Source organism: Flavobacterium gilvum (genome assembly GCF_001761465.1).
Taxonomy (GTDB): domain Bacteria; phylum Bacteroidota; class Bacteroidia; order Flavobacteriales; family Flavobacteriaceae; genus Flavobacterium; species Flavobacterium gilvum.
In genome coordinates, this window is the sequence record NZ_CP017479.1 from 1,540,793 (window position 1) to 1,561,669 (window position 20,877).

The 20,877-nt window shown below is 34.9% G+C and carries 16 protein-coding genes; all 16 read left to right on the forward strand.

Annotated features, from left to right (window positions below; genetic code table 11):
- Window positions 1-93: 93 nt before the first annotated feature.
- The 16 genes from EM308_RS06395 (at window position 94) to EM308_RS06470 (ending at window position 20,862) form a co-directional block, all read left to right on the forward strand.
- A complete protein-coding gene (locus EM308_RS06395; RefSeq protein ID WP_081907282.1) occupies window positions 94-519 on the forward strand; it encodes a CBS domain-containing protein in 426 nt (141 codons plus the stop codon).
- A 150-nt stretch (window positions 520-669) separates the two neighbouring features.
- Window positions 670-2,955, forward strand: a complete 2,286-nt coding sequence (locus tag EM308_RS06400; protein WP_035637543.1) for an NADP-dependent malic enzyme — start codon at window positions 670-672, stop codon at window positions 2,953-2,955.
- A gap of 147 nt (window positions 2,956-3,102) precedes the next feature.
- Window positions 3,103-3,684, forward strand: coding sequence for a Holliday junction branch migration protein RuvA (gene ruvA / locus EM308_RS06405; protein ID WP_035637542.1), 582 nt, complete (start codon window positions 3,103-3,105; stop codon window positions 3,682-3,684).
- A gap of 24 nt (window positions 3,685-3,708) precedes the next feature.
- Entirely contained in the window at window positions 3,709-10,857 is a 7,149-nt protein-coding gene (gene sov, locus EM308_RS06410; protein ID WP_035637540.1) for a T9SS outer membrane translocon Sov/SprA, read from the forward strand.
- An 82-nt stretch (window positions 10,858-10,939) separates the two neighbouring features.
- The gene (gcvH, locus tag EM308_RS06415; RefSeq protein ID WP_035637538.1) at window positions 10,940-11,320 is read left to right on the forward strand and encodes a glycine cleavage system protein GcvH; all 381 of its coding nucleotides are present in this window, start codon (window positions 10,940-10,942) and stop codon (window positions 11,318-11,320) included.
- Entirely contained in the window at window positions 11,313-11,705 is a 393-nt protein-coding gene (locus tag EM308_RS06420; RefSeq protein WP_051877794.1) for a VanZ family protein, read from the forward strand. Before gcvH ends, EM308_RS06420 begins: the two co-directional genes overlap by 8 nt.
- 102 nt (window positions 11,706-11,807) lie before the next feature.
- Window positions 11,808-12,551, forward strand: coding sequence for a deoxyribose-phosphate aldolase (gene deoC / locus EM308_RS06425; RefSeq protein ID WP_035637535.1), 744 nt, complete (start codon window positions 11,808-11,810; stop codon window positions 12,549-12,551).
- Between the two features lie 17 nt (window positions 12,552-12,568).
- Window positions 12,569-14,683 carry a gliding motility protein RemB gene (locus EM308_RS06430; protein WP_035637532.1) on the forward strand — a complete coding sequence of 705 codons (2,115 nt, stop codon included), beginning with the start codon at window positions 12,569-12,571 and terminating at the stop codon, window positions 14,681-14,683.
- 48 nt (window positions 14,684-14,731) lie between these two features.
- Complete coding sequence (locus tag EM308_RS06435; RefSeq protein ID WP_035637530.1) at window positions 14,732-15,817, forward strand: glycoside hydrolase family 18 protein; 1,086 nt, start codon at window positions 14,732-14,734, stop codon at window positions 15,815-15,817.
- Window positions 15,818-15,985: 168 nt separating this feature from the next.
- Complete coding sequence (gene cyoE / locus EM308_RS06440; protein ID WP_231560014.1) at window positions 15,986-16,888, forward strand: heme o synthase; 903 nt, start codon at window positions 15,986-15,988, stop codon at window positions 16,886-16,888.
- A gap of 2 nt (window positions 16,889-16,890) precedes the next feature.
- Complete coding sequence (locus EM308_RS06445) at window positions 16,891-17,478, forward strand: cytochrome c oxidase subunit 3 (protein ID WP_035637528.1); 588 nt, start codon at window positions 16,891-16,893, stop codon at window positions 17,476-17,478.
- 43 nt (window positions 17,479-17,521) lie between these two features.
- Window positions 17,522-18,496, forward strand: coding sequence for a cytochrome c oxidase subunit 3 (locus EM308_RS06450; RefSeq protein WP_035637526.1), 975 nt, complete (start codon window positions 17,522-17,524; stop codon window positions 18,494-18,496).
- 17 nt (window positions 18,497-18,513) lie between these two features.
- Entirely contained in the window at window positions 18,514-18,864 is a 351-nt protein-coding gene (locus EM308_RS06455; RefSeq protein WP_035637525.1) for a cytochrome C oxidase subunit IV family protein, read from the forward strand.
- Between the two features lie 83 nt (window positions 18,865-18,947).
- Complete coding sequence (locus EM308_RS06460) at window positions 18,948-19,589, forward strand: hypothetical protein (RefSeq protein ID WP_035637523.1); 642 nt, start codon at window positions 18,948-18,950, stop codon at window positions 19,587-19,589.
- Between the two features lie 2 nt (window positions 19,590-19,591).
- Window positions 19,592-20,278 (forward strand): SCO family protein, encoded by a 687-nt coding sequence (locus EM308_RS06465; RefSeq protein ID WP_035637521.1) that lies wholly within the window; start codon window positions 19,592-19,594, stop codon window positions 20,276-20,278.
- Window positions 20,279-20,280: 2 nt separating this feature from the next.
- Window positions 20,281-20,862 (forward strand): DUF420 domain-containing protein, encoded by a 582-nt coding sequence (locus EM308_RS06470; RefSeq protein WP_035637519.1) that lies wholly within the window; start codon window positions 20,281-20,283, stop codon window positions 20,860-20,862.
- Window positions 20,863-20,877 lie beyond the last annotated feature (15 nt).

Here is a 20,877-nt window from a genome sequence, read left to right on the forward strand (position 1 = left end):
ATAGAATAATCAGATTTACAATGAAAAAATTATTCTATTTTGATTTTTGTATGTGATTTTTTTTTAAATTTAACGTTCTAAATTTTTTTTATTATGACTGTAAATCAAATATTAAGCACAAAAGGGAAAGAGGTTTATTCTATTGTTTCTACCATTACCGTATACGAAGCACTGAAGGTTTTAGGAGAAAAAAATATTGGGGCTATTCCTGTGATTGAAGATGGACTCTTGAAAGGGATTCTGTCTGAAAGAGATTATGCCAGAAAAATTGTTTTAAAGGATAAATCTTCCAAGGAAACACTCGTAAGTGAAATTATGGAAAGAGAGGTTGTTACCGTTAAGCCTTCAGATAATGTGGATTATTGTATGGAATTAATGAGTAAAAGAAGAATCAGACATTTACCAGTTGTTGAAAATAATGCAGTAATTGGACTCGTATCTATTGGGGATGTCGTAAAAACTATAATTGAAATCCAAAAAGAAACTATTAAACATTTGGATTCCTATATATCGCAATAACAGTTAATTATTAAATTTAAGAAATAGCTACATAGATGTGTGGCTATTTTTTTTGGTTATAAATTATGTTAAGAGTAAGCAAAAGAACAAGAATAAAGCTTCGGTTTTGAACGAAGTCCTTTATCTTTGCCGATAAAAAAAATAAGTAAAATGGATAAAGATAGTAAAAGAAGAGAGGCGTTATTGTATCACGCAAAACCCACTCCAGGAAAGATCCAAGTAGTTCCTACTAAAAAATATGCAACACAAAGAGATTTGTCCTTGGCATATTCTCCGGGAGTTGCAGAACCGTGTTTGGAAATTGTAAAAGACATCAATAATGTTTATAAATATACAGCCAAAGGGAATTTGGTAGCCGTTATTTCAAACGGAACTGCAGTTTTGGGACTGGGCAATATTGGTCCCGAAGCTGGAAAACCAGTAATGGAAGGGAAGGGGCTTTTGTTTAAAATATTTTCAGATATCGATGTGTTTGATATTGAAATTGGAACCGAAAATGTTGAAGAGTTTATTCAGACAGTAAAGAATATTGCACCTACTTTTGGTGGAATTAATTTGGAAGACATTAAAGCTCCCGAATCTTTTGAAATCGAACGTAGATTGGTTGAAGAGTTAAATATTCCTGTAATGCATGATGATCAACACGGTACGGCAATTATATCTTCGGCTGCTTTAATCAATGCTTTGGAGTTGGCCGAAAAAAAGGCAGAAGAGGTAAAAGTGGTGGTGTCCGGAGCAGGATCGGCTGCAATTGCCTGTACTGATTTGTATGTTTTGCTGGGAGTAAAAAAAGAGAATATTTTGATGTATAACAGTAAAGGACTTTTGACCAAAGATAACCCTTCTTTGTCTGAATTACAGCAAAAGTATGCAGTAGAAGGAGAACGTATCAGTCTAGAAGATGCTGTAAAAGGAGCCGATGTTTTCATAGGACTTTCCTCTTCCGATGTTTTGAGTGCTCAAATGTTGTTGTCAATGGCAGATAGCCCAATTGTATTTGCAATGGCGAATCCAAATCCAGAAATTGATTACAATCTTGCCATTTCAACTCGAAAAGATGTTATTATGGCAACAGGTCGTTCCGATCATCCTAATCAAGTAAATAACGTACTTGGATTTCCATATATTTTTAGAGGAGCACTCGATGTACGTGCTACAAAAATTAACGAGGCAATGAAAATGGCGGCAGTGAAATCCCTTGCGGCACTTGCGAAAGAGAACGTTCCGGAGCAGGTAAACATTGCTTATGGAGCTACCAAATTGGTTTTTGGTAGAGATTATATTATTCCAAAACCTTTTGATCCTAGGTTGATTGCTGTTGTTGCCCCAGCTGTTGCCAAAGCTGCAATGGAATCGGGCGTGGCATTGAATCCAATTACGGATTGGGAGAAATACGAAGAAGAACTTTTGAATCGTTTGGGCAACGACAATAAAATGGTTCGAATGATTACCAATAGGGCCAAAACAGATCCAAAACGAGTAGTTTTTGCGGAAGCGGAACAATTGGATGTGTTAAAAGCGGCTCAGATTGTTTATGAAGAAGGTATCGGTTTCCCAATTTTATTAGGTAATAAGGAAATCATAATGGAGTTGAAGCAAGAGCTTGGTTTTGATGCAGATATTCCAATTGTTGATCCTAAACTTGATGAAGAAAAAGAAAGAAGGTCAAGATATGCTGTTGCATTGTGGGAGTCTAGAAAAAGAAACGGAATATCTCTTTTTGATGCTGAAAAGTTCATGAGAGAAAGAAATTATTTTGCCGCCATGATGGTTAGTGCTGGCGAAGCTGATGCATTGGTTTCCGGGCATTCACGTAGTTATCCATCAGTAGTGAAACCGATGTTGCAAATCATTGGTAAGGCGCCAAATGTTTCTTTGGTTGCGACCACAAATATAATGATGACCAATCGTGGGCCTATGTTTTTGGCGGATACAGCGATAAACGTTGATCCAACGGCCGAGGAATTAGCCAAAATTGCTGTAATGACTGCCAATGCAGCAAAAATGTTTGGTGTTGAGCCAGTAATTGCAATGGTGTCTTATTCAAATTTTGGATCATCAGGAAACAAAAGTGCGACAAAAGTGCAGGAAGCAGTAGCTTATTTACATAAAAATCACCCTGAAATTATTGTTGATGGAGAAGTTCAGGCAGATTTTGCTTTGAATCCAGAGATGTTGGCAGCAAAATTTCCTTTCTCAAAACTAGCAGGACAAAAAGTGAATACATTGGTTTTTCCAAATCTGGAATCGGCCAATATTACTTATAAACTTTTGAAAGAGTTGGATAAAGTGGGTTCTATCGGACCAATTATGATGGGAATGAAACATCCTGTTCACGTTTTCCAATTGGGCGCCAGTGTTGAAGAAATGGTAAATATGGCTGCTATTGCAGTTATCGATGCACAAGAAAAAAGCATGAGGTTAAAAGGTAAATAAAACAAAAAACACCTCGAATTCATAATTTGAGATTTTAAGACTAAAAATGTAATGTGTTGGTTTATACTTATAAGAGTAGTCCAATAAGCACAAATCATTTGTCTTTTAATCTCAAATTTTTATTATATTTGATAGATAATTTATTTTATGATAGCACATTTACAAGGGAAGTTAGTGGAGAAAACTCCGACAGATGTCGTGATAGACTGCGGAGGAGTTGGTTATCACGTCAATATATCATTACATACTTATTCATTGTTGCCCAATGTTGATTTTGTAAAACTTTATACCTACCTTCAAATAAAGGAAGATGCTCATACTTTATTTGGATTTGTTGAAAAATCAGAAAGGGAAATTTTTAAAATGTTATTGTCGGTTTCTGGAATTGGAGCCGGTATCGCACGAACGATGCTTTCGTCTTTAGACCCCAAACAAATCATTAATGCAATTGCTTCAGGAGACGTGGCCACCATTCAAAAAATAAAAGGAATTGGGGGTAAAACGGCACAAAGGGTAATTCTTGATTTAAAAGACAAAGTGTTAAAATTATATGATTTAGATGAAGTTTCAATGTCTCTGAACAATACGAACAGAGATGAAGCGTTATCTGCACTGGAAGTTCTTGGATTTGTTAGAAAAACATCTGAAAAAGTTGTTGAAAAAATCATCAAAGAAGACCCAGAAGCCACTGTGGAGGCTATAATTAAAAAAGCTTTAAAAAATTTATAATAGGACATTTGAAGCCTGAACGTTATGCATAAAATTTACATTTTTTTGCTGGTATTTTTTTGTGGTTTCGTATCACAGGCTCAAGTGCAAGGTGTTGTTCAAGATACCGTGAAAAAAGGGTATGATGTAGGGGAAATCAAAATTGCAAACCCTAAAAGCATTTTGTCAGCCTATACCTATGATCCTGTTACGGATACTTATGTTTATAGCAGCTCAATAGACGATTACAATATCAGTTACCCTATTGTTTTGACTCCGGCAGAGTACGAAAAACTAATGCTGAAAGAGTCAATGAATCAATATTTTGCCAAAAAAGCTGATGCTATTGACGGGAACAAAAAAGGAAGTGATGCAGCCAAAAAAGATTTGTTGCCTCGATATTATATTAGATCAGGGCTTTTTGAATCTATTTTTGGAAGTAATACCATCGATGTGAAACCTACAGGATCCATCGAAATTGATTTGGGAATGTTGTATACCAAACAAGATAACCCAGCATTCTCTCCGCGAAACAGAACGAATACTTCATTTGATTTTAATCAAAGGATAAGTATGAGTTTGCTGGGAAAAGTGGGAACTAGACTTCAGGTAAATGCCAATTTTGACACTCAGTCCACTTTTGCTTTTCAAAATTTATTAAAACTGGAATATACTCCCGATGAAGATGATATAGTCCGAAAAATTGAAGTAGGAAATGTTAGTATGCCCGTAAACAGTACTTTGATTCAGGGAGCACAAAGTTTATTTGGGGTAAAAACAGAATTGCAGTTTGGAAAAACAACAGTTACTGGCGTTTTTTCAGAACAAAAATCTCAGGCCAAAAGCGTAATTGCACAAGGAGGAGGAACTATACAAGAATTTGATATGTATGGTCTAGATTACGATAATGACCGACACTTCTTTTTGTCTCAATATTTTAGAGACAAATACGACGCTTCGCTAAAAAACTACCCTTTTATTGATTCCAGAATTCAAGTAACAAGACTTGAGGTTTGGGTTACCAATAAACAAAACAGAGTAAATACAACCAGTAATAATTTAAGAAACATTATAGCGCTCCAGGATTTGGGAGAAGCGCAGTTGTCAGGAGTTCCTGATGATAAAGTAGTTGTTCTTAATCCTTCTACTGGAATGTTTGTTAAACCGATTGACTCTCCTTCAGATAACACAAACAACCTTTATGACCCGGCTTTAATAAAGACTAATAACGGATATTTAAACAATAATATTCGTGAAATCGTAACAGCAAGTTCCGGTTTCACGCCTTCAATCAGTGTAAGCGAGGGACGGGATTATTCGAAATTGGAGAATGCCAGAAAGTTATTGCCAAATGAATATACTTTCCATCCGCAGTTAGGGTATATTTCCCTGCAGCAACGATTGGGAAATGATGAAATTTTGGCGGTAGCCTTCGAATATTCTATTGGGGACAAAGTGTATCAGGTGGGTGAGTTTGGTAATGATGGTATCGAAGCAACAGTTGTCAATGGTTCTCAACCCTCAGATCAAACAATCATTTCTCAGACCTTAATTCTAAAAATGCTGAAAAGCAGTTTGACCAATGTAACGGATCCGGTTTGGAATCTGATGATGAAAAACGTTTACCAGATTCCGGGAGCTTATCAATTGCAGCAGGAAGATTTTAGGTTGAATGTTTTATATAAAAACCCATCAGCTTTAAATTACATTACCCCTGTAGAAGGACATCCTTTTCCAGCCAATCCAACTCCCGAAAATACCATAGAGAATACCACTTTGCTGAAAGTGCTTAATTTGGATAAATTAAATTATAATAATGACCCGCAAGCTGGGGGAGATGGTTTTTTTGATTTTATTCCGGGATTAACTATTGATACTCAAAATGGTAGAATTATTTTTACAAGTAAAGAACCATTTGGGGAATTGTTGTTTAATAAATTGAAAGATCAAGGTTCTACCCAAGATTATAATGATGTTAAGACCTATAACGAAAATCAAAAAAAATACGTAAACCCATATATGTACAGGCTGACACAGGCCGCAGCGATTCAAAATCCGGAGGTAAATAAATTTCTTTTGAGAGGAAAATATAAATCTGTGGGAGGCGAAGGAATTGCAATTGGCGCATTCAATGTTCCTTTGGGATCTGTAAAAGTAACCGCTGCTGGAAGAAGATTGGTAGAGGGAGTTGATTATAGCGTAAACTATCAATTGGGAAGAGTTCAGATTTTGGATCCATCATTACAGGCTTCAAACACGCCAATCGAAATTTCATTGGAAAACAACTCCGTCTTTGGTCAACAAACCAGAAGGTTTTTTGGACTGAATGTAGATCATTTAATTTCGGAAAATTTTATGGTAGGAGCTACTTTCTTAAACATGAAAGAGAAACCTTTTACCCAAAAATCCAGCTATGGTCAGGAATCTGTAAATAATTCAATTGTTGGATTGCATGGAAATTTTTCTTCGGAAATACCATTTTTTACCCGTTTGGTAAATAAATTACCAAATATAGATACCGATGTTCCTTCCAATATTTCGGTAAGAGGGGAAGTAGCTTATTTGATGCCTAATGCTTCAAATGGAGATAAATTTCAAGGGGAATCCACAATTTATGTTGATGATTTTGAAAGTTCACAAGCTTCAATCGATTTGCGTTCGCCTTATGCCTGGTCTATGTCTTCGACACCAGAGAATAATTCGAATAGCCCTTATAATTTTAACGGAAACTTAGACGGATTGGATTATGGTTTCAAAAGAGCCAAATTATCTTGGTATAGTATAGATCCTGTTTTTTATACACAAAAACCATCTGGAATAACCAACGATGATTTGTCTTTGAATTCAACCAGAAGGGTTTATAGTGAAGAATTATATCCATTGACAGATATTGTTCAGGGGCAGTCACTAGTTGTTAATACTTTGGACATGAGTTATTATCCAAAAGAACGAGGTCCTTATAATAACTCTTCAACGATAAGTGATAATCCAAGTGAGAATTTTGGAGGAATCGTGAGATCATTAAGTTCAACAAATTTTGAGCAAAGTAACGTAGAGTATATTCAGTTTTGGGTTATGGATCCTTATGTGGGTACGGGCAGTATTCCAAAATCCAATACTGGAAAAGTATATTTTAACCTTGGAGAAATCTCAGAAGATGTTTTGAAAGATGGAAGAAAAGTATATGAAAATGGTTTTGGACCCAATCAAGTTTTGGTAAATCCTTCTCCGGTTTGGGGAAATGCGCCAGCATCACAATCATTGATATATGCTTTTGACAATAATCAAGGTAATCGTTCCAGTCAGGATATAGGTTTTGATGGGCTTTCTTCCAGTCAGGAAGGTAAAGTATATACCAATTATGCTTCTGATCCCGATCCAGCAGGTGATGATTACACCTATTATTTGAATTCTTCAGGAGGAATATTAAACCGATATAAAAATTACAATGGAATTGATGGGAATTCTGATGTTAATATTGATTCGGCCAACAGAGGTTCTTCAACAGTTCCAGATGTGGAAGATGTGAATAGGGATAATACAATGAATACCATCAACGCCTATTATGAATATAGTGTTGAAATGAAACCCGATATGGTCGTAGGGCAAAATTACATTGCTGACATAAGAAATACATCTGTTACGTTGCCAAACGGAAGCACTACTGAAGCCAGATGGATTCAGTTTAAGATTCCTATTTCCCAACCAGAGAATACTATTGGGAAAATAACAGATTTTAGGTCCATCCGATTCATGAGAATGTTTATGACCAATTTCGCAGATCAGGTTACTTTGCGTTTTGGAGCATTGGATTTGATTAGGGCAGAATGGAGACGGTATACTCAGGCATTGGATTTTAACGATCAAAATATAGATGATGACGGAACTATTTTTGAAACTGCTTCGGTGAACATTGAGGAGAATTCCGCCAGATGTCCAATCAATTACGTAACTCCGCCAAGTGTGGTAAGAGAGGAATTGTATAATAATAATACGCTTATTCGTCAGAACGAGCAATCCTTGTCGATGAGGGTTTCCGGAAATGGACTTGAACCTAAGGATGGACGTGGAGCTTTTAAGAGTTTCAATATTGATATGCGTCAGTACAATAAATTGAAGATGTTCTTGCATGCTGAATCTTTGCCGGGGGAAATTGCTTTGCAGGACGATCAAATGGTAGCTTTCCTGCGTTTTGGAGCCGATTATTCGAACGATTTTTATCAGGTTGAAATACCTTTGAAAGTTACTGTGCCTTCTTCTTCTGGAGGGAAAGACTGCTCTCCATTGAATCCCGAATTGGTTTGGCCAACTGAGAATGAAATCGATTTGTCATTAGAATTATTGACACAAATAAAACTTAAATCTTTAAAAATAGACAAATCAACATTGCCTCCAGATGGAATTTATTATTCAGATGATGACCCAAATGAAACAAATGGTGACGGGAATAGTAAACTGCGTATAGGAATCAAGGGAAATCCTAATTTAGGTTTGATTCGAAATATTATGCTTGGTTTGAAAAGTAATGAACTGCATCAGGATATTAAAGGAGAAGTGTGGTTCAACGAACTTCGTTTGGCTGATATGGACAACAAAGGAGGAATGGCTGCTTTGTTGAATATTGATACCAATTTTGCCGATTTGGCGACTGTTTCATTAACCGGAAATATGAAGAATATCGGTTTTGGAACTATAGAACAAGGTCCAAATGAAAGAAGCAGGGAAGATATCCAACAATATAATGTGGTTACAAATATCAATTTAGGTAAATTTTTGCCTAAAAAATGGGGTGTAAATGTGCCTTTTAATTATTCTGTAGGGGAAGAAATTATCAAACCAGAATACGATCCTGTTTATGAAGATATCAAGTTGAAACAGGTTTTGGATAATGCCGAAAATGAAGCTGACAGAAAAAGCAAACTGGATCAGGCAATTGATTATACCAAGCGTAAAAGTATCAATTTGATTGGAGTTCGTAAAGAAAGACCAGCCGAAAAGAAACCGATGCCGTATGATGCTGAGAACTTTACTTTTTCGCAATATTATAATGAAGTAGAGCGTCACGACTTTGAAATCGAAACAAATAAGGATCAACAATCCAGAACGACATTGGATTATGCTTACTCATTTCAACCCAAACCGGTGGAGCCTTTCCAGAAAACAAAATTTGTTTCAAAAAGCAGTTATTGGAAGTTTTTGAAAGATTTCAACTTTAATTATCTGCCTTCAAATATCACTTTTAATACCAATGTAATTCGACAAAGCAACGAACAGCAATTTAGACAGGTAGAAGACATCGGTATTGGCTTTGAGCCTTTGTATAGAAGAAACTTTGGTTTTAATTATCAGTATGGATTTAATTTCAACTTGACCAAATCATTGAAAATTAACTATACGGCGGCTTCCAGAAATTTAGTAAAAAATTATTTGGATGAGAATAATGAACCTCTGAACGATGTGACTATTTGGGATGGTTATTTTGATACTGGAACAGCCAATTACCATATGCAGCAATTTGTTTTAAATTATGAAATTCCTTTTGATAAAATACCATTTTTGAATTTTATCAAGGCCAATTATTCCTATACTGGTGATTACAGCTGGCAGCAGGCTTCACTGGCATTGAGTAATATTCAGTTAGGAGGGGTAAATTATAATTTAGGAAATACGGTTCAGAATGCGAGGGCAACTACTTTTAATTCTACTTTCAATATGGAAAACCTGTATAAATATTTAGGGATTTCCAAAAGTTCTAGTAGCACGCCAAAGCCAGTTGCTGCTCCTAAACCGGGAGAGAAAATTGTAAAAGTCGATCCGGCCAAAAAAATAAATCAAAATCAGTTTATTGATGGTTTAAAAGGGGTGTTGACCAGTGTTAAGAGTATTAATCTTAGTTTTACAGAAAACGAAGGAACTGTTTTGCCAGGTTACCTGCCTAGCGTTGGATTCTTTGGTTCTTCGAAACCAACTTTGGGATTTGTCTTTGGGGATCAAAGTGATGTTCGATACGAAGCGGCCAAAAATGGTTGGTTGACCAATTATCAGGAGTTTAATCAAAATTATACAACTATAGATAATCGGATATTTAAAGGGTCGGCTAATTTGGAGTTGACACCCGATTTAAAAATTGATTTATTGGGAGATCGTTCTTATTCTGAAAGTTTCTCTGAGCAGTATGATGTAGCAGCAGATGGAAGTTATAATTCGAGATCACCTTATAGTTTTGGTAATTTTTCGATTTCGACAATATTGATTGGAACTTCTTTTTCGACCAGTAATGAAGTTCGATCTACTGCTTTTGATGAGTTTAGAAATAATAGACTTGTTGTAGCTAATAGGTTGGCTACAGAAAGAGGGATAGATGTTAATGACCCTGCTAATATTGATTCAAAAGGATATCCAAAAGGGTTCTCGAGTTCCAATCAGGCTGTTTTGTTACCCGCATTTTTGGCTGCATATTCTGGAAAAAGCCCAGACCATGCATCGTTTGATATTTTTAAAAGTATTCCGTTGCCCAACTGGGCTATCCGATATACAGGATTGATGCGTTATGAGTTTTTCAAGAAAAATTTCAAGCGTTTCTCTTTGCAACAAAATTATAGGGCATCTTATACAGTAAATTCGTTCAGATCGAATTTTAAATACAATGAGAATCCAAACGGTTTTGACGATAGTGGTAATTTTTATAATCCTACCATTATGTCAAATGTCACTTTGGTAGAGCAGTTTAATCCGTTGATAAAAGTGGATTTTGAATTAAAAAATTCCATTAAATTATTGACACAAATCAACAGAGACAGAGCTTTGTCAATGAGTTTTGATAATAATTTGTTGACAGAAGTTCATGGAGTTGACTATGTGGTTGGTTTAGGATATCGTATAAAAGATGTTACTTTTACCTCCAGATTGGCAGATAACCCAATGGGGATTCTGAAAAGCGATATTAATATCAAAGTGGATTTGACTTATAGAAATAGCCAAACGATTGTTCGTTATCTGGATTATGATAACAACCAATTGGGAGGGGGTAATAATAATTGGACATTGAATACCACCGCTGATTATTCCCTAAGTAAAAATTTAACTGTTATTTTTTATTACACTCACAATTTTTCAAAACCAGTTATTTCAACTTCATTTCCTATGACGAATATCCGTTCAGGATTTACTTTCCGTTATAATTTTGGGAATTAATTTTTTAAAATCTAAACTATAATTGTGTGTAAGATTGTTACATTTGCACAAAAAAATAATATTAATTATCAATTATCATTTTATGAGCATACCAGCAAATTTAAAATACACAAAAGATCACGAGTGGGTTAGTCTTGAAGGAGATATTGCTACAGTGGGAATTACTCATTTTGCACAAAAAGAATTAGGGGATATTGTATATGTTGAGGTAGAAACTTTGGATCAGACTTTAAGCAAAGATGAAGTTTTTGGAACAGTTGAGGCTGTGAAAACAGTATCGGATTTGTTTCTTCCTTTGTCTGGAGAAATTATTGAATTCAACGATGCTTTGGAAAGTACTCCAGAAAGTGTAAACAATGATCCTTACGGTGCTGGATGGATGATTAAAGTGAAAATTTCCAATCCTTCAGAAATTGAAGAGCTACTTTCAGATGAAGCTTATAAAGAACTTATAGGTGCCTAAATATTTTTTGCTTTCGATAGCATTGTTGTGGACTGGGATTGTGAGTTATTTATGTTTGGTTAATTCAAATGAAATTCCGGTTATTACCATTCCAAATTTAGACAAGTGTATTCATACTTTTTTTCATTTAGTATTTACATTTGTTTGGTTTTTGTTTTTTTGTAAACATTTGCGATACGATTCAATAGCAAAACCTTTGATATTTTCGGCTGGGCTTTCATTTGCCTTTGGAATAACGATTGAAATATTGCAAAGCCTACTAACCACGACAAGAAGTGCCGATGTACTTGATGTTGTAGCCAATTTAATTGGGACAACACTGGCGGTTTTTACAGCTATGATTTGTAATAAAACCAATATCCTAAATTTGATAATAAAGAAATAATACCCACTACGGTGGGTTTTTTTATTTTGAATGAAATATGATTGAGGTCATATCATTCGAATAATGTATTTTTACTCTGTTTAAACTTTTAAATTTTCAAAGATGAACATTAAAGATTATTTGGATTCGACTTATTTGAAAACCAATGTTCAATCCGGCTTGAGCGAGAGCGATAATATAGTTGTAGCCCAAGGTTTTATACAAGAAGCCATTGATGAGGGTTTTAAATTGATAATGATCCGTCCCGATAGAGTTGCCCTGGCAAAGAAAATGATTGATGCGGCACACTCAAATGTATTGGTTGGAACCGTGATTGATTTTCCAGACGGGAAGTCTTCTTTAGAGAAAAAGCTTGAAGAAGCTCTTGAATGTATTCAAAATGGAGCCGATGATTTGGATTTTGTCTGTAATTATGAGGCTTTTAAAGCGGGAGAGATTAATCTTGTAAAGGATGAAATTCTTAAAGCTACCCAACTTGGTTTGGATAGTAATAAAACTGTAAAATGGATTATTGAGGTTGCAGCGCTTACAGATTTGCAGATTGCCGAATTGACCGCATTGATAAGAGATGTTGTGATTTCTAATTTTGATAAGGATTCATTCCCTTCTGTTTTTGTAAAATCTTCAACAGGTTTTTATCAAACTGAGAATAATTTGCCTAACGGCGCTACAGTTCCTTCCATAAAAATAATGTTGGAAAATGGTGCTCCGCTTCCAGTTAAAGCGGCTGGAGGTGTACGTACTTATGACGAAGCAATACAAATGGTTAATCTTGGGGTAAAACGTATTGGGACTTCTGGAGCCAAGGCCATTGCAAATGGCACAGCATCTTCGTCTCAGTATTGATTAGATAAAAATTTCAAATGATTAAAAAATATTTTTCTTTTTTTCTTTTTTTATGTGCGTGGGCTAGTAATGCGCAGACTCCAGTTTCGAATCAAAAGGAATTTTCGGATGAACGATTTCCTGTTTTTTTAAATTGCCAGAATTTAGAGGGGCAGGATTTAAAAAATTGCTTCTATAATGAAGTACAGCAATTTGTTTATCATAATTTTAAAGTCCCCGAAAAGGTACAACAGAATAATTACAAAGGACTTGTAAAGGTGCTTTTTGAAGTTGATATTGCGGGTACTTTCAAAGTGTTGTATGTTAATTCTAATAGCGAAGAGCTTATTGCCGAAACTAAGCGAGTTTTTGCCGGTTTTCCAAAAATTGTACCACCTACTTATGCTGGAAATCCTACTTATTCTAAGTTTAACATAAATATTGATATTCCGTTGCAGTCTCCTGAGCAAATTGCTGCTGCTGCATCGGCAAAGAAAGAAAATATTAACGTGAATGCTGGTTTGACAGAGTTGGACAGCATTGTTTACAAACGTTTTGATAATCCACAATTTTCAAGCCATTTGGCTATTCCTTTCTCGCATAGTTATTATGCCCAGTTTGATGGTGATATAAATAAAGTGGGAAGCAATAATCATACGGCTTCAAAACCTTACACGTATTCTGAAGTCGAAAAATATTATAATTTCCAGAAAGTCAATGCCAGTTTGATGAAAAACAAGTCAAGTTGGTGGGGGCGTAAAACTTGGAATGAAAATCTAGCCGAAATTAAAGGTGAAGGCTATTGGTTTGCTTTGAATTTTTTGTTTAATGTTCAAGGAGGAATTTCCAATCCTAGTAAAACCGATTATACTTTTGTCAATACCAGAGCGCTTAATTTTAAAGGAGGTCTTGGAAACCGTTTGAATTTTACGACTACTTTCTATGAAAGCCAAGGTCGCTTTGCCGATTATTACAATGCCTATGCCAATTCGATAAAACCCTCTGGAGGGAATCCTGCGATTGTTCCGGGAATTGGTATTGCAAAATCGTATAATTCGGATGCGTATGATTTTCCGATGGCTGATGCTAATATTTCCTATAATGCCGCCAAATTTCTGGACTTGCAATTGGGATATGGCAAAAATTTCATCGGAGATGGTTATCGTTCTTTGTTTTTGAGTGATGGAGCCAGTCCTTATCCTTTTTTTAAGATTGATGCCAATTTTTGGAAAATTAAATATACGGTAAATTATATGTGGCTAAAGGATGTGCGTCCCGAAGTTACTGTTGATAAAACCTATGCGACCAAATATATGGTAAACCATTATTTGAGTTGGAACGTTTCAAATCGATTGAATTTAGGATTTTTTGAATCTGTGGTTTGGACCAATTCAAACGGCAGAGGTTTTGATGCCAATTTTGTGAATCCGATTGTATTTTATAGGGCCGTTGAGTTTTCGTCTTCTTCCAAAAGCGGGAACGCTCTTTTGGGTTTAAGCGGTAAATACAAATGGAATAATAAAGTAAATCTCTATGGACAATTTTTGATTGATGAGTTTTCTACCGGAGATATTTTTGGAGGAGAAAAGAGTTGGAAAAATAAATTAGGCTATCAATTTGGTGCAAAATATTTCAATGCATTTCATGTTGATAATCTGTTGTTGCAGTTGGAGTTCAATCATGTTCGCCCTTATGTGTATTCGCATAGTGAACCGATTACCAATTACGGGCATAATAATCAAAGTTTGGGACATCAATGGGGAGGAAATTTCCAGGAGCTGGTTTTGTTAGGATACTATCATAAAGACAGGTTTTATTCGAATGCCAAGTTTACTTTGGGAACACGCGGTTTGGATTTTGATACTGTGGATAATAAATTTAATTACGGACAAAACTTTTATAAAGACTATGATCTAAATAGACCTTATGATAAAGGAGTCGAAGTTGGACAAGGTAATAAAACAAGTGTTTTTATATCTGAAGTTCAGGTTGGTTATTTGGTAAATCCGGCTACTAATTTGAAATTTTTTGGTAATTTTTTATATCGAAATTTTGATCCTACAGCAAATACGGCAACCGTTTTTAAGGAGCAAACCACTTGGTTTACGCTTGGTTTTAGATCGGATGTGTTTAATTGGTATTTTGATTATTGATTTTTTTATTCAGAAAGTGATTTTTTTAGACTAAATAAAATAGAAAGTATGAGAAAGATAATATTGACTTTTTTTTTAATAATAAGCTGTTTGAGCCTGCAAGCTCAAAAAAGTAAAAACTTTTCTGTTTTGGCTTATTATACTGGAGATGATAAGCAGATTGATAATTTCGAAATTGAAAAATTAACTCATATAATCTATAGTTTTTGTCATTTGAAAGATGGAAAACTAAATGTCGATAATGCTAATGATTCTATAACAATTAAGCATTTAGTGTCGTTGAAGGCTAGAAACCCACAACTCAAAATAATGTTATCGTTAGGAGGCTGGGGAGGTTGTCCAGAGTGTTCAAATGTCTTTTCGACAGATTCAGGGAGAGCAATTTTTGCAAAATCAGTTAAGGAAGTTAATGATTTTTTTAAAACTGATGGATTAGACTTGGATTGGGAATATCCAACTATTGAAGGTCATCCCGGACATTTATATCAGCAGGCAGATAGGAAAAATTTCACGGAGTTAGTGAAAGTTCTAAGAGATGAACTCGGTAATTCAAACGAATTAAGTTTTGCTGCCGGAGGATTCCAGAAATACCTAGACGAGTCGGTAGAATGGGAATTGGTGATGCCACTCGTGGATCGGGTGAATATTATGAGTTACGATTTGGTTAATGGTTATTCGAAAGTGACAGGACATCATACGCCACTTTTTAGTACGAATAAGGATGAAGAGTCTACAGACAGAGCGGTCAAATATTTATTAAAACTTGGAATTCCACCGCATAAAATTGTTATAGGTGCCGCTTTTTATACGAGAACATGGAAAGATGTAGCCAATGTTAATAATGGATTGTATCAGTCTGGGGTAGTAACCGGTGGTGTGGATTTTAAAAATTATAAAAACAAATTGAGAGAAGAAAAAGGATGGAAGTATTTTTGGGATAAAAAGGCAAAAGCGCCCTATTGGTACAATGAGAAAGAACAAAAATTTGCAACAAGTGATGATATCGCTTCAATCAAAGCTAAAACTTCGTATGTCATGAAAAAGAAATTAGGAGGTATTATGTTTTGGGAACTTGGTCAGGATACTGAAAGAGATGGTATGGTGAATGCAATTTATAAATTGAAAACCAAGTGATAATTTTTTTATATAGAAATAAAACTATTTTCTTTCCGAGAACGATTTAGACAGTAAAAACCGACTAATGAGTTAACTAATTTTTCAAATTTGATTTTGATAGACCATTTTTGAATCTAATTTGTATATTTGCACCAAATTTCAAAAAATCTACCAATTTTATCTGCATTGACTACAACATCAAATCCAACTTCAATTAAGTCTATTTATATTGATTTTAAAGCAATTACAAAGGCTGGTTTGGCTATTAGTGTTGTTTTTTCTTCCATTGCGGGTTATGTTCTCGGTTTTGATTCCACACATTCATTTGATTGGTTGGTTTTGTTGAAACTGGCAATTGGCGGTTACTGCATGGTTGGAGCTTCCAATGCATACAATCAGGTGATAGAAAGAGATTTGGATGCATTGATGGATCGTACCAAGAATCGTCCGGTTGCATCAGGGCGAATGACTCCTGGATTGGCTGTGCTTGTGGCAAGTCTTCTTACCATTCTCGGAGTGGCTCTTCTTTACACGATTAATCCAAAAACAGCAATGTTTGGTGCAATCTCTATTTTTTTATATACCAGTATTTATACGCCACTAAAAACGGTAACATCGCTTTCGGTTTTTGTTGGGGCTTTTCCGGGCGCTATTCCTTTTATGTTGGGATGGGTGGCAGCTACAGGAGAGTTCGGAATCGAGGCGGGAACGTTGTTTTTAATTCAGTTTTTTTGGCAATTTCCACATTTTTGGGCGATAGGTTGGTTTTTGTACGAAGATTATGAAAAAGCCGGTTTTTTTATGTTGCCAACTGGAAAGAAAGATAGAGGTACTTCCTTGCAGATTATATTATATACCGTTTGGTTAATTATAGCATCTCTATTGCCTGCATTGGGTTATACAGGACAATTATTTATTACTCCGGTAGCAGCAATTTTTGTATTGTGTTTAGGACTTTGGATGTTATTTTATGGAGTTCGCCTGTATCAGATAAAAACAGCAAAAGCAGCCAGAACACTGATGCTTGTGAGTGTTTCTTATATAACGTTATTACAATTAGTGTACATATTAGATAAATTTTTAAGATAATTATGGAAATGACAATGACCGCCGAAGATCATAAATTGAGAACGGCAAAATCGTATAAACTGATTTTATTGTTTGCCATGGTAAGCATGACAATGATGTTTGCTGGACTTACGAGTGCTTATGTCGTAAGTCAGTCAAGAGCAGACTGGTTGAAGAATTTTGAATTGCCTTCCGCTTTTTTTGCAAGTACCGTTGTTATTTTGGGATGTAGTGTTACTTTTCACTTAGCTAAAAAAGCGATTCAAAAAGACAATCAAAGTAAGACTACAGCCTTTCTTTTGGCAACATTAGCTTTAGGAATTGCTTTTGTGGTGTTACAATTTGTTGGATTTGGGCAAATTGTAGAAAATGGATATTATTTTACCGGAAGTGCCAGTTCAATTACTACAACTTTTTTATATATTGTCGTTGTTGTTCATTTACTGCACCTTGCAGGTGGGATGATATCTTTGTTAGTTATTATTTATAATCATTTTAAACAGAAATATAATGCAACTCAAACTCTTGGAATTGAGCTAGGTGCGATGTACTGGCACTTTCTGGATTTTTTGTGGCTTTATTTATTTTTGTTTTTATATTTCTTTAAATAAGAAAAAAACGTAAATTTGAAACCTTTTTTAACCAATTACTTTTATGGAAGCGACAGTTACTACTGCAAATAATGAAAAAACTTGGGGAGGCGGCAATGAGCCTATGGGAGCAAGTTATGGTAAGTTGATGATGTGGTTTTTTATCGTATCAGATGCTTTGACTTTCTCTGGATTTTTAGCTGCTTACGGTTTTTCTAGATTTAAATTTATTGAAACTTGGCCATTGGCCGATGAGGTGTTTACGCACTTCCCATTTTTACACGGAGTATCTGCTCCAATGTATTATGTAGCATTGATGACGTTTATTTTGATTTTCTCATCTGTTACTATGGTGTTGGCTGTTGATGCTGGTCATCAAATGAAAAAGGATAAAGTAGCCCTTTATATGTTTCTAACAATCATCGGAGGTATGATTTTCGTTGGTTCTCAAGCCTGGGAATGGAAAAACTTCATCAAAGGAGAATACGGTGCTGTTGAAACTAGTGGAGGTAGTTTATTACAGTTTGTTGACAAAGAAGGTCATCGTGTTGCTTTGGAGGATTTTGCTGCAACATTGCCGGTAGAAAGAGAGCAATTGTCAAGAGACAAAGGGAAATGGTTCATGGATGAATCTGCAATTCCTACTTATACAGTAGCTGAAGTTCAGGCAGGATTTAAAGCACATCCTGAAGTTTTGGTACGAATTGAAAAATTAAATAAAGACAAAAAGAAAGTAATCCTTTCAAGAGAAGAATCTCTAGCTCGTTTGGATCAAGCCAAAATCGTAATTGAAGGAGCAAACCTAACTCACAATGAGTATGGAAGTAAGCTTTTTGCTGATTTCTTCTTCTTTATTACAGGTTTCCACGGATTCCACGTATTCTCTGGTATCGTAATTAATATCATTATCTTTTTTAATGTTCTTTTGGGAACTTATGAAAAAAGAGGAAGCTACGAAATGGTCGAGAAAGTGGGGTTATACTGGCACTTTGTTGACTTGGTTTGGGTATTTGTTTTCACATTCTTCTATTTAGTTTAATTCTTAGATTTATCATTATGTCACACGAACATGTTTCTAATACAAAAAGAATTTGGACTGTATTCGGTCTATTGTCTTTAATCACTACAGTTGAGGTTGCTTTTGGTATCATTAGACCAGCTGTACTAGCTGAAAATGCTTTTGTAAGCATGAGTTTATTAAACTGGTTGTTTATTATACTTACATTGGTTAAAGCATATTACATTGTATGGGCATTTATGCACATGGAAGGTGAAAAAAAGGTGTTGAAAAACGCTGTTGTTTTACCTTTAATATTCTTAGTTTGTTATTTAATCTTTATTCTGTTGACAGAAGGGGATTATGTATTTGAGGTTTTTAGAAATTCTACCATCAAATGGAATTTTTAACACGATATTAATTCAATGAAAAAGGTATCCGTCGCGGCGGATGCCTTTTTTTATTTTAATACACTAAATTTTATTAAATCCTGATGAAGAAAAATATTGTTCTTTTCGTTTTATTTATTCTGCCTATTGTTGCCTATCTTTTTTTTGCTTCAGGGGTTAATAGTTTTACAAAATTACCTGTAATAACCCCGAAGATTCCTGATCTTGGTGAATGGAAATCTTTGAACGGCGAAGAAGTAAGTTTGGATAATAAAATAACTATTTTGGGTTTTTCGGGTACTGAAATTCTGAAAAATAGAGGAAACTATTTTAATTTAAATGAAAAAATTTACCAGAGATACCACGAATTCAAAGACTTGCAGTTTGTCGTTATTTCACCTTTGGGAACAGAGAAGGATGTTAAAACAGTCGTTGATGCCTTAGGCGCTTTTACAGATGTGAGCCAATGGCATTTTGTTTTTGCCCAACCAGAAGAAATTAAAGCTTATTTTGGTCAGCTAAAATTAAAAGGGAATTTGAATCCTGATTTTGGGACTGCCAATGTTTATATCGTTGATAAGGAAAGAAATTTGAGAGGAAGAAAAGCTGTGAAAGAATATAAAGAAGGTTATGATACTTTTCATCCGGCAGAGTTAAGCAACGAAATGTTGGATGATTTCAAGGTCATCTTGTATGAATATCGCGCCGCTTTGAAAAAGAATCATAACGCCACAAAACAATTATAAAAATGCTTAAAAATAAATCATACATAGGGATTTCTTTTGTTATTCTTATTTTTGGGATTTATGCGATTCCGAAAATTATTGGTAGAATGGAAAATAACAATGTCGTTCAGGGTGACCGATTGGACAAGGTGAGTGGTTCCAAGTCTGTAGATGGAAAGTTGGTGACCATTGGGCCGGCTCCAAAATTTGAATTAATCAATCAGGATAACGCCAAAATTTCAAATGACTTTTATAAAGGGAAAGTATATGTTTTGGAGTTTTTCTTTGCTACATGTCCTTCTATTTGTCCAAAAATGAATGCCAATATGGTAACGCTTCAAAATGATTTTTTTGGAAATCCTAATTTCGGAATTGCCTCAATAACTATTGACCCGGTTCATGATACTCCCGCTGTTTTGAAAGAACATGCAAAATTATTAGGAGTGAAATCATCCAATTGGAATTTTCTGACTGGTGACAAAGAATATATTTATAGTTTGTCTAATAAAGGATTTAATATCTATGTTGGTGAAAACAGCAGAGTTCAAGGCGGTTTTGAACATTCAGGTCTTTTTGCTTTAATTGACAAAAAAGGAAATATCCGATGTAGAAAAGACGACTACGGAAATCCGATTTTGTATTATGATGGATTAGAAAAAAAAGGGATTAGGGATATTCAGCAGGATATTCAAGCATTGTTAAAAGAATAAAAATGGAAGAAAATACAATTGATCAAAAGTTTAATAAATTTATAATTACGGTTTCTATTCTTATTCCGTTGGTAGTTGCCATTCTTTTTGGGGTGAAATTAAAAGATTTTGGGTATAGTGTTCAACCTTTGTCCTTTTTACCGCCAATATATGCATCAATAAACGGGCTTACAGCGATTGTTTTGGTAGTTGCGGTTGCGTCTATTAAAAAAGGAAACAGAAAGCTTCATGAAAGATTAATGACAGGTGCTATTTGCTTGTCTGTAACTTTTCTTGTGATGTATGTTGCTTATCACATGACGTCAGATTCTACTAAATTTGGAGATGTTAATCATGATGGTCTTTTGGATTTGAATGAAAAAGCACAAGTTGGGTATGTAAGATTAGTATACTTTTTTATATTGATTTCGCATATTATTTTATCAATTGCCGTTATTCCATTAGTATTAATTACTTATGTAAAAGCCTTGGCAAGCAAATTTGATAAACATAAAAAAATAGCCAAAATTACTTTCCCAATTTGGTTATATGTTGCTGTTACGGGAGTGATTGTGTATTTAATGATTTCGCCTTATTATGTTTAGTAGAGAAAATAGAAA

What these genes read in the sequence shown, in the direction of transcription:
- EM308_RS06430 (WP_035637532.1), top strand. Translation starts at nt 12,569, where the DNA reads ATGATTAAAAAATATTTTTCTTTTTTTCTTTTTTTATGTGCGTGGGCT.
- gcvH (WP_035637538.1), top strand. Translation starts at nt 10,940, where the DNA reads ATGAGCATACCAGCAAATTTAAAATACACAAAAGATCACGAGTGGGTT.
- deoC (WP_035637535.1), top strand. Translation starts at nt 11,808, where the DNA reads ATGAACATTAAAGATTATTTGGATTCGACTTATTTGAAAACCAATGTT.
- sov (WP_035637540.1), top strand. Translation starts at nt 3,709, where the DNA reads ATGCATAAAATTTACATTTTTTTGCTGGTATTTTTTTGTGGTTTCGTA.
- EM308_RS06470 (WP_035637519.1), top strand. Translation starts at nt 20,281, where the DNA reads ATGGAAGAAAATACAATTGATCAAAAGTTTAATAAATTTATAATTACG.
- EM308_RS06455 (WP_035637525.1), top strand. Translation starts at nt 18,514, where the DNA reads ATGTCACACGAACATGTTTCTAATACAAAAAGAATTTGGACTGTATTC.
- EM308_RS06450 (WP_035637526.1), top strand. Translation starts at nt 17,522, where the DNA reads ATGGAAGCGACAGTTACTACTGCAAATAATGAAAAAACTTGGGGAGGC.
- EM308_RS06465 (WP_035637521.1), top strand. Translation starts at nt 19,592, where the DNA reads ATGCTTAAAAATAAATCATACATAGGGATTTCTTTTGTTATTCTTATT.
- ruvA (WP_035637542.1), top strand. Translation starts at nt 3,103, where the DNA reads ATGATAGCACATTTACAAGGGAAGTTAGTGGAGAAAACTCCGACAGAT.
- EM308_RS06435 (WP_035637530.1), top strand. Translation starts at nt 14,732, where the DNA reads ATGAGAAAGATAATATTGACTTTTTTTTTAATAATAAGCTGTTTGAGC.
- EM308_RS06395 (WP_081907282.1), top strand. Translation starts at nt 94, where the DNA reads ATGACTGTAAATCAAATATTAAGCACAAAAGGGAAAGAGGTTTATTCT.
- EM308_RS06460 (WP_035637523.1), top strand. Translation starts at nt 18,948, where the DNA reads ATGAAGAAAAATATTGTTCTTTTCGTTTTATTTATTCTGCCTATTGTT.
- EM308_RS06400 (WP_035637543.1), top strand. Translation starts at nt 670, where the DNA reads ATGGATAAAGATAGTAAAAGAAGAGAGGCGTTATTGTATCACGCAAAA.
- EM308_RS06445 (WP_035637528.1), top strand. Translation starts at nt 16,891, where the DNA reads ATGGAAATGACAATGACCGCCGAAGATCATAAATTGAGAACGGCAAAA.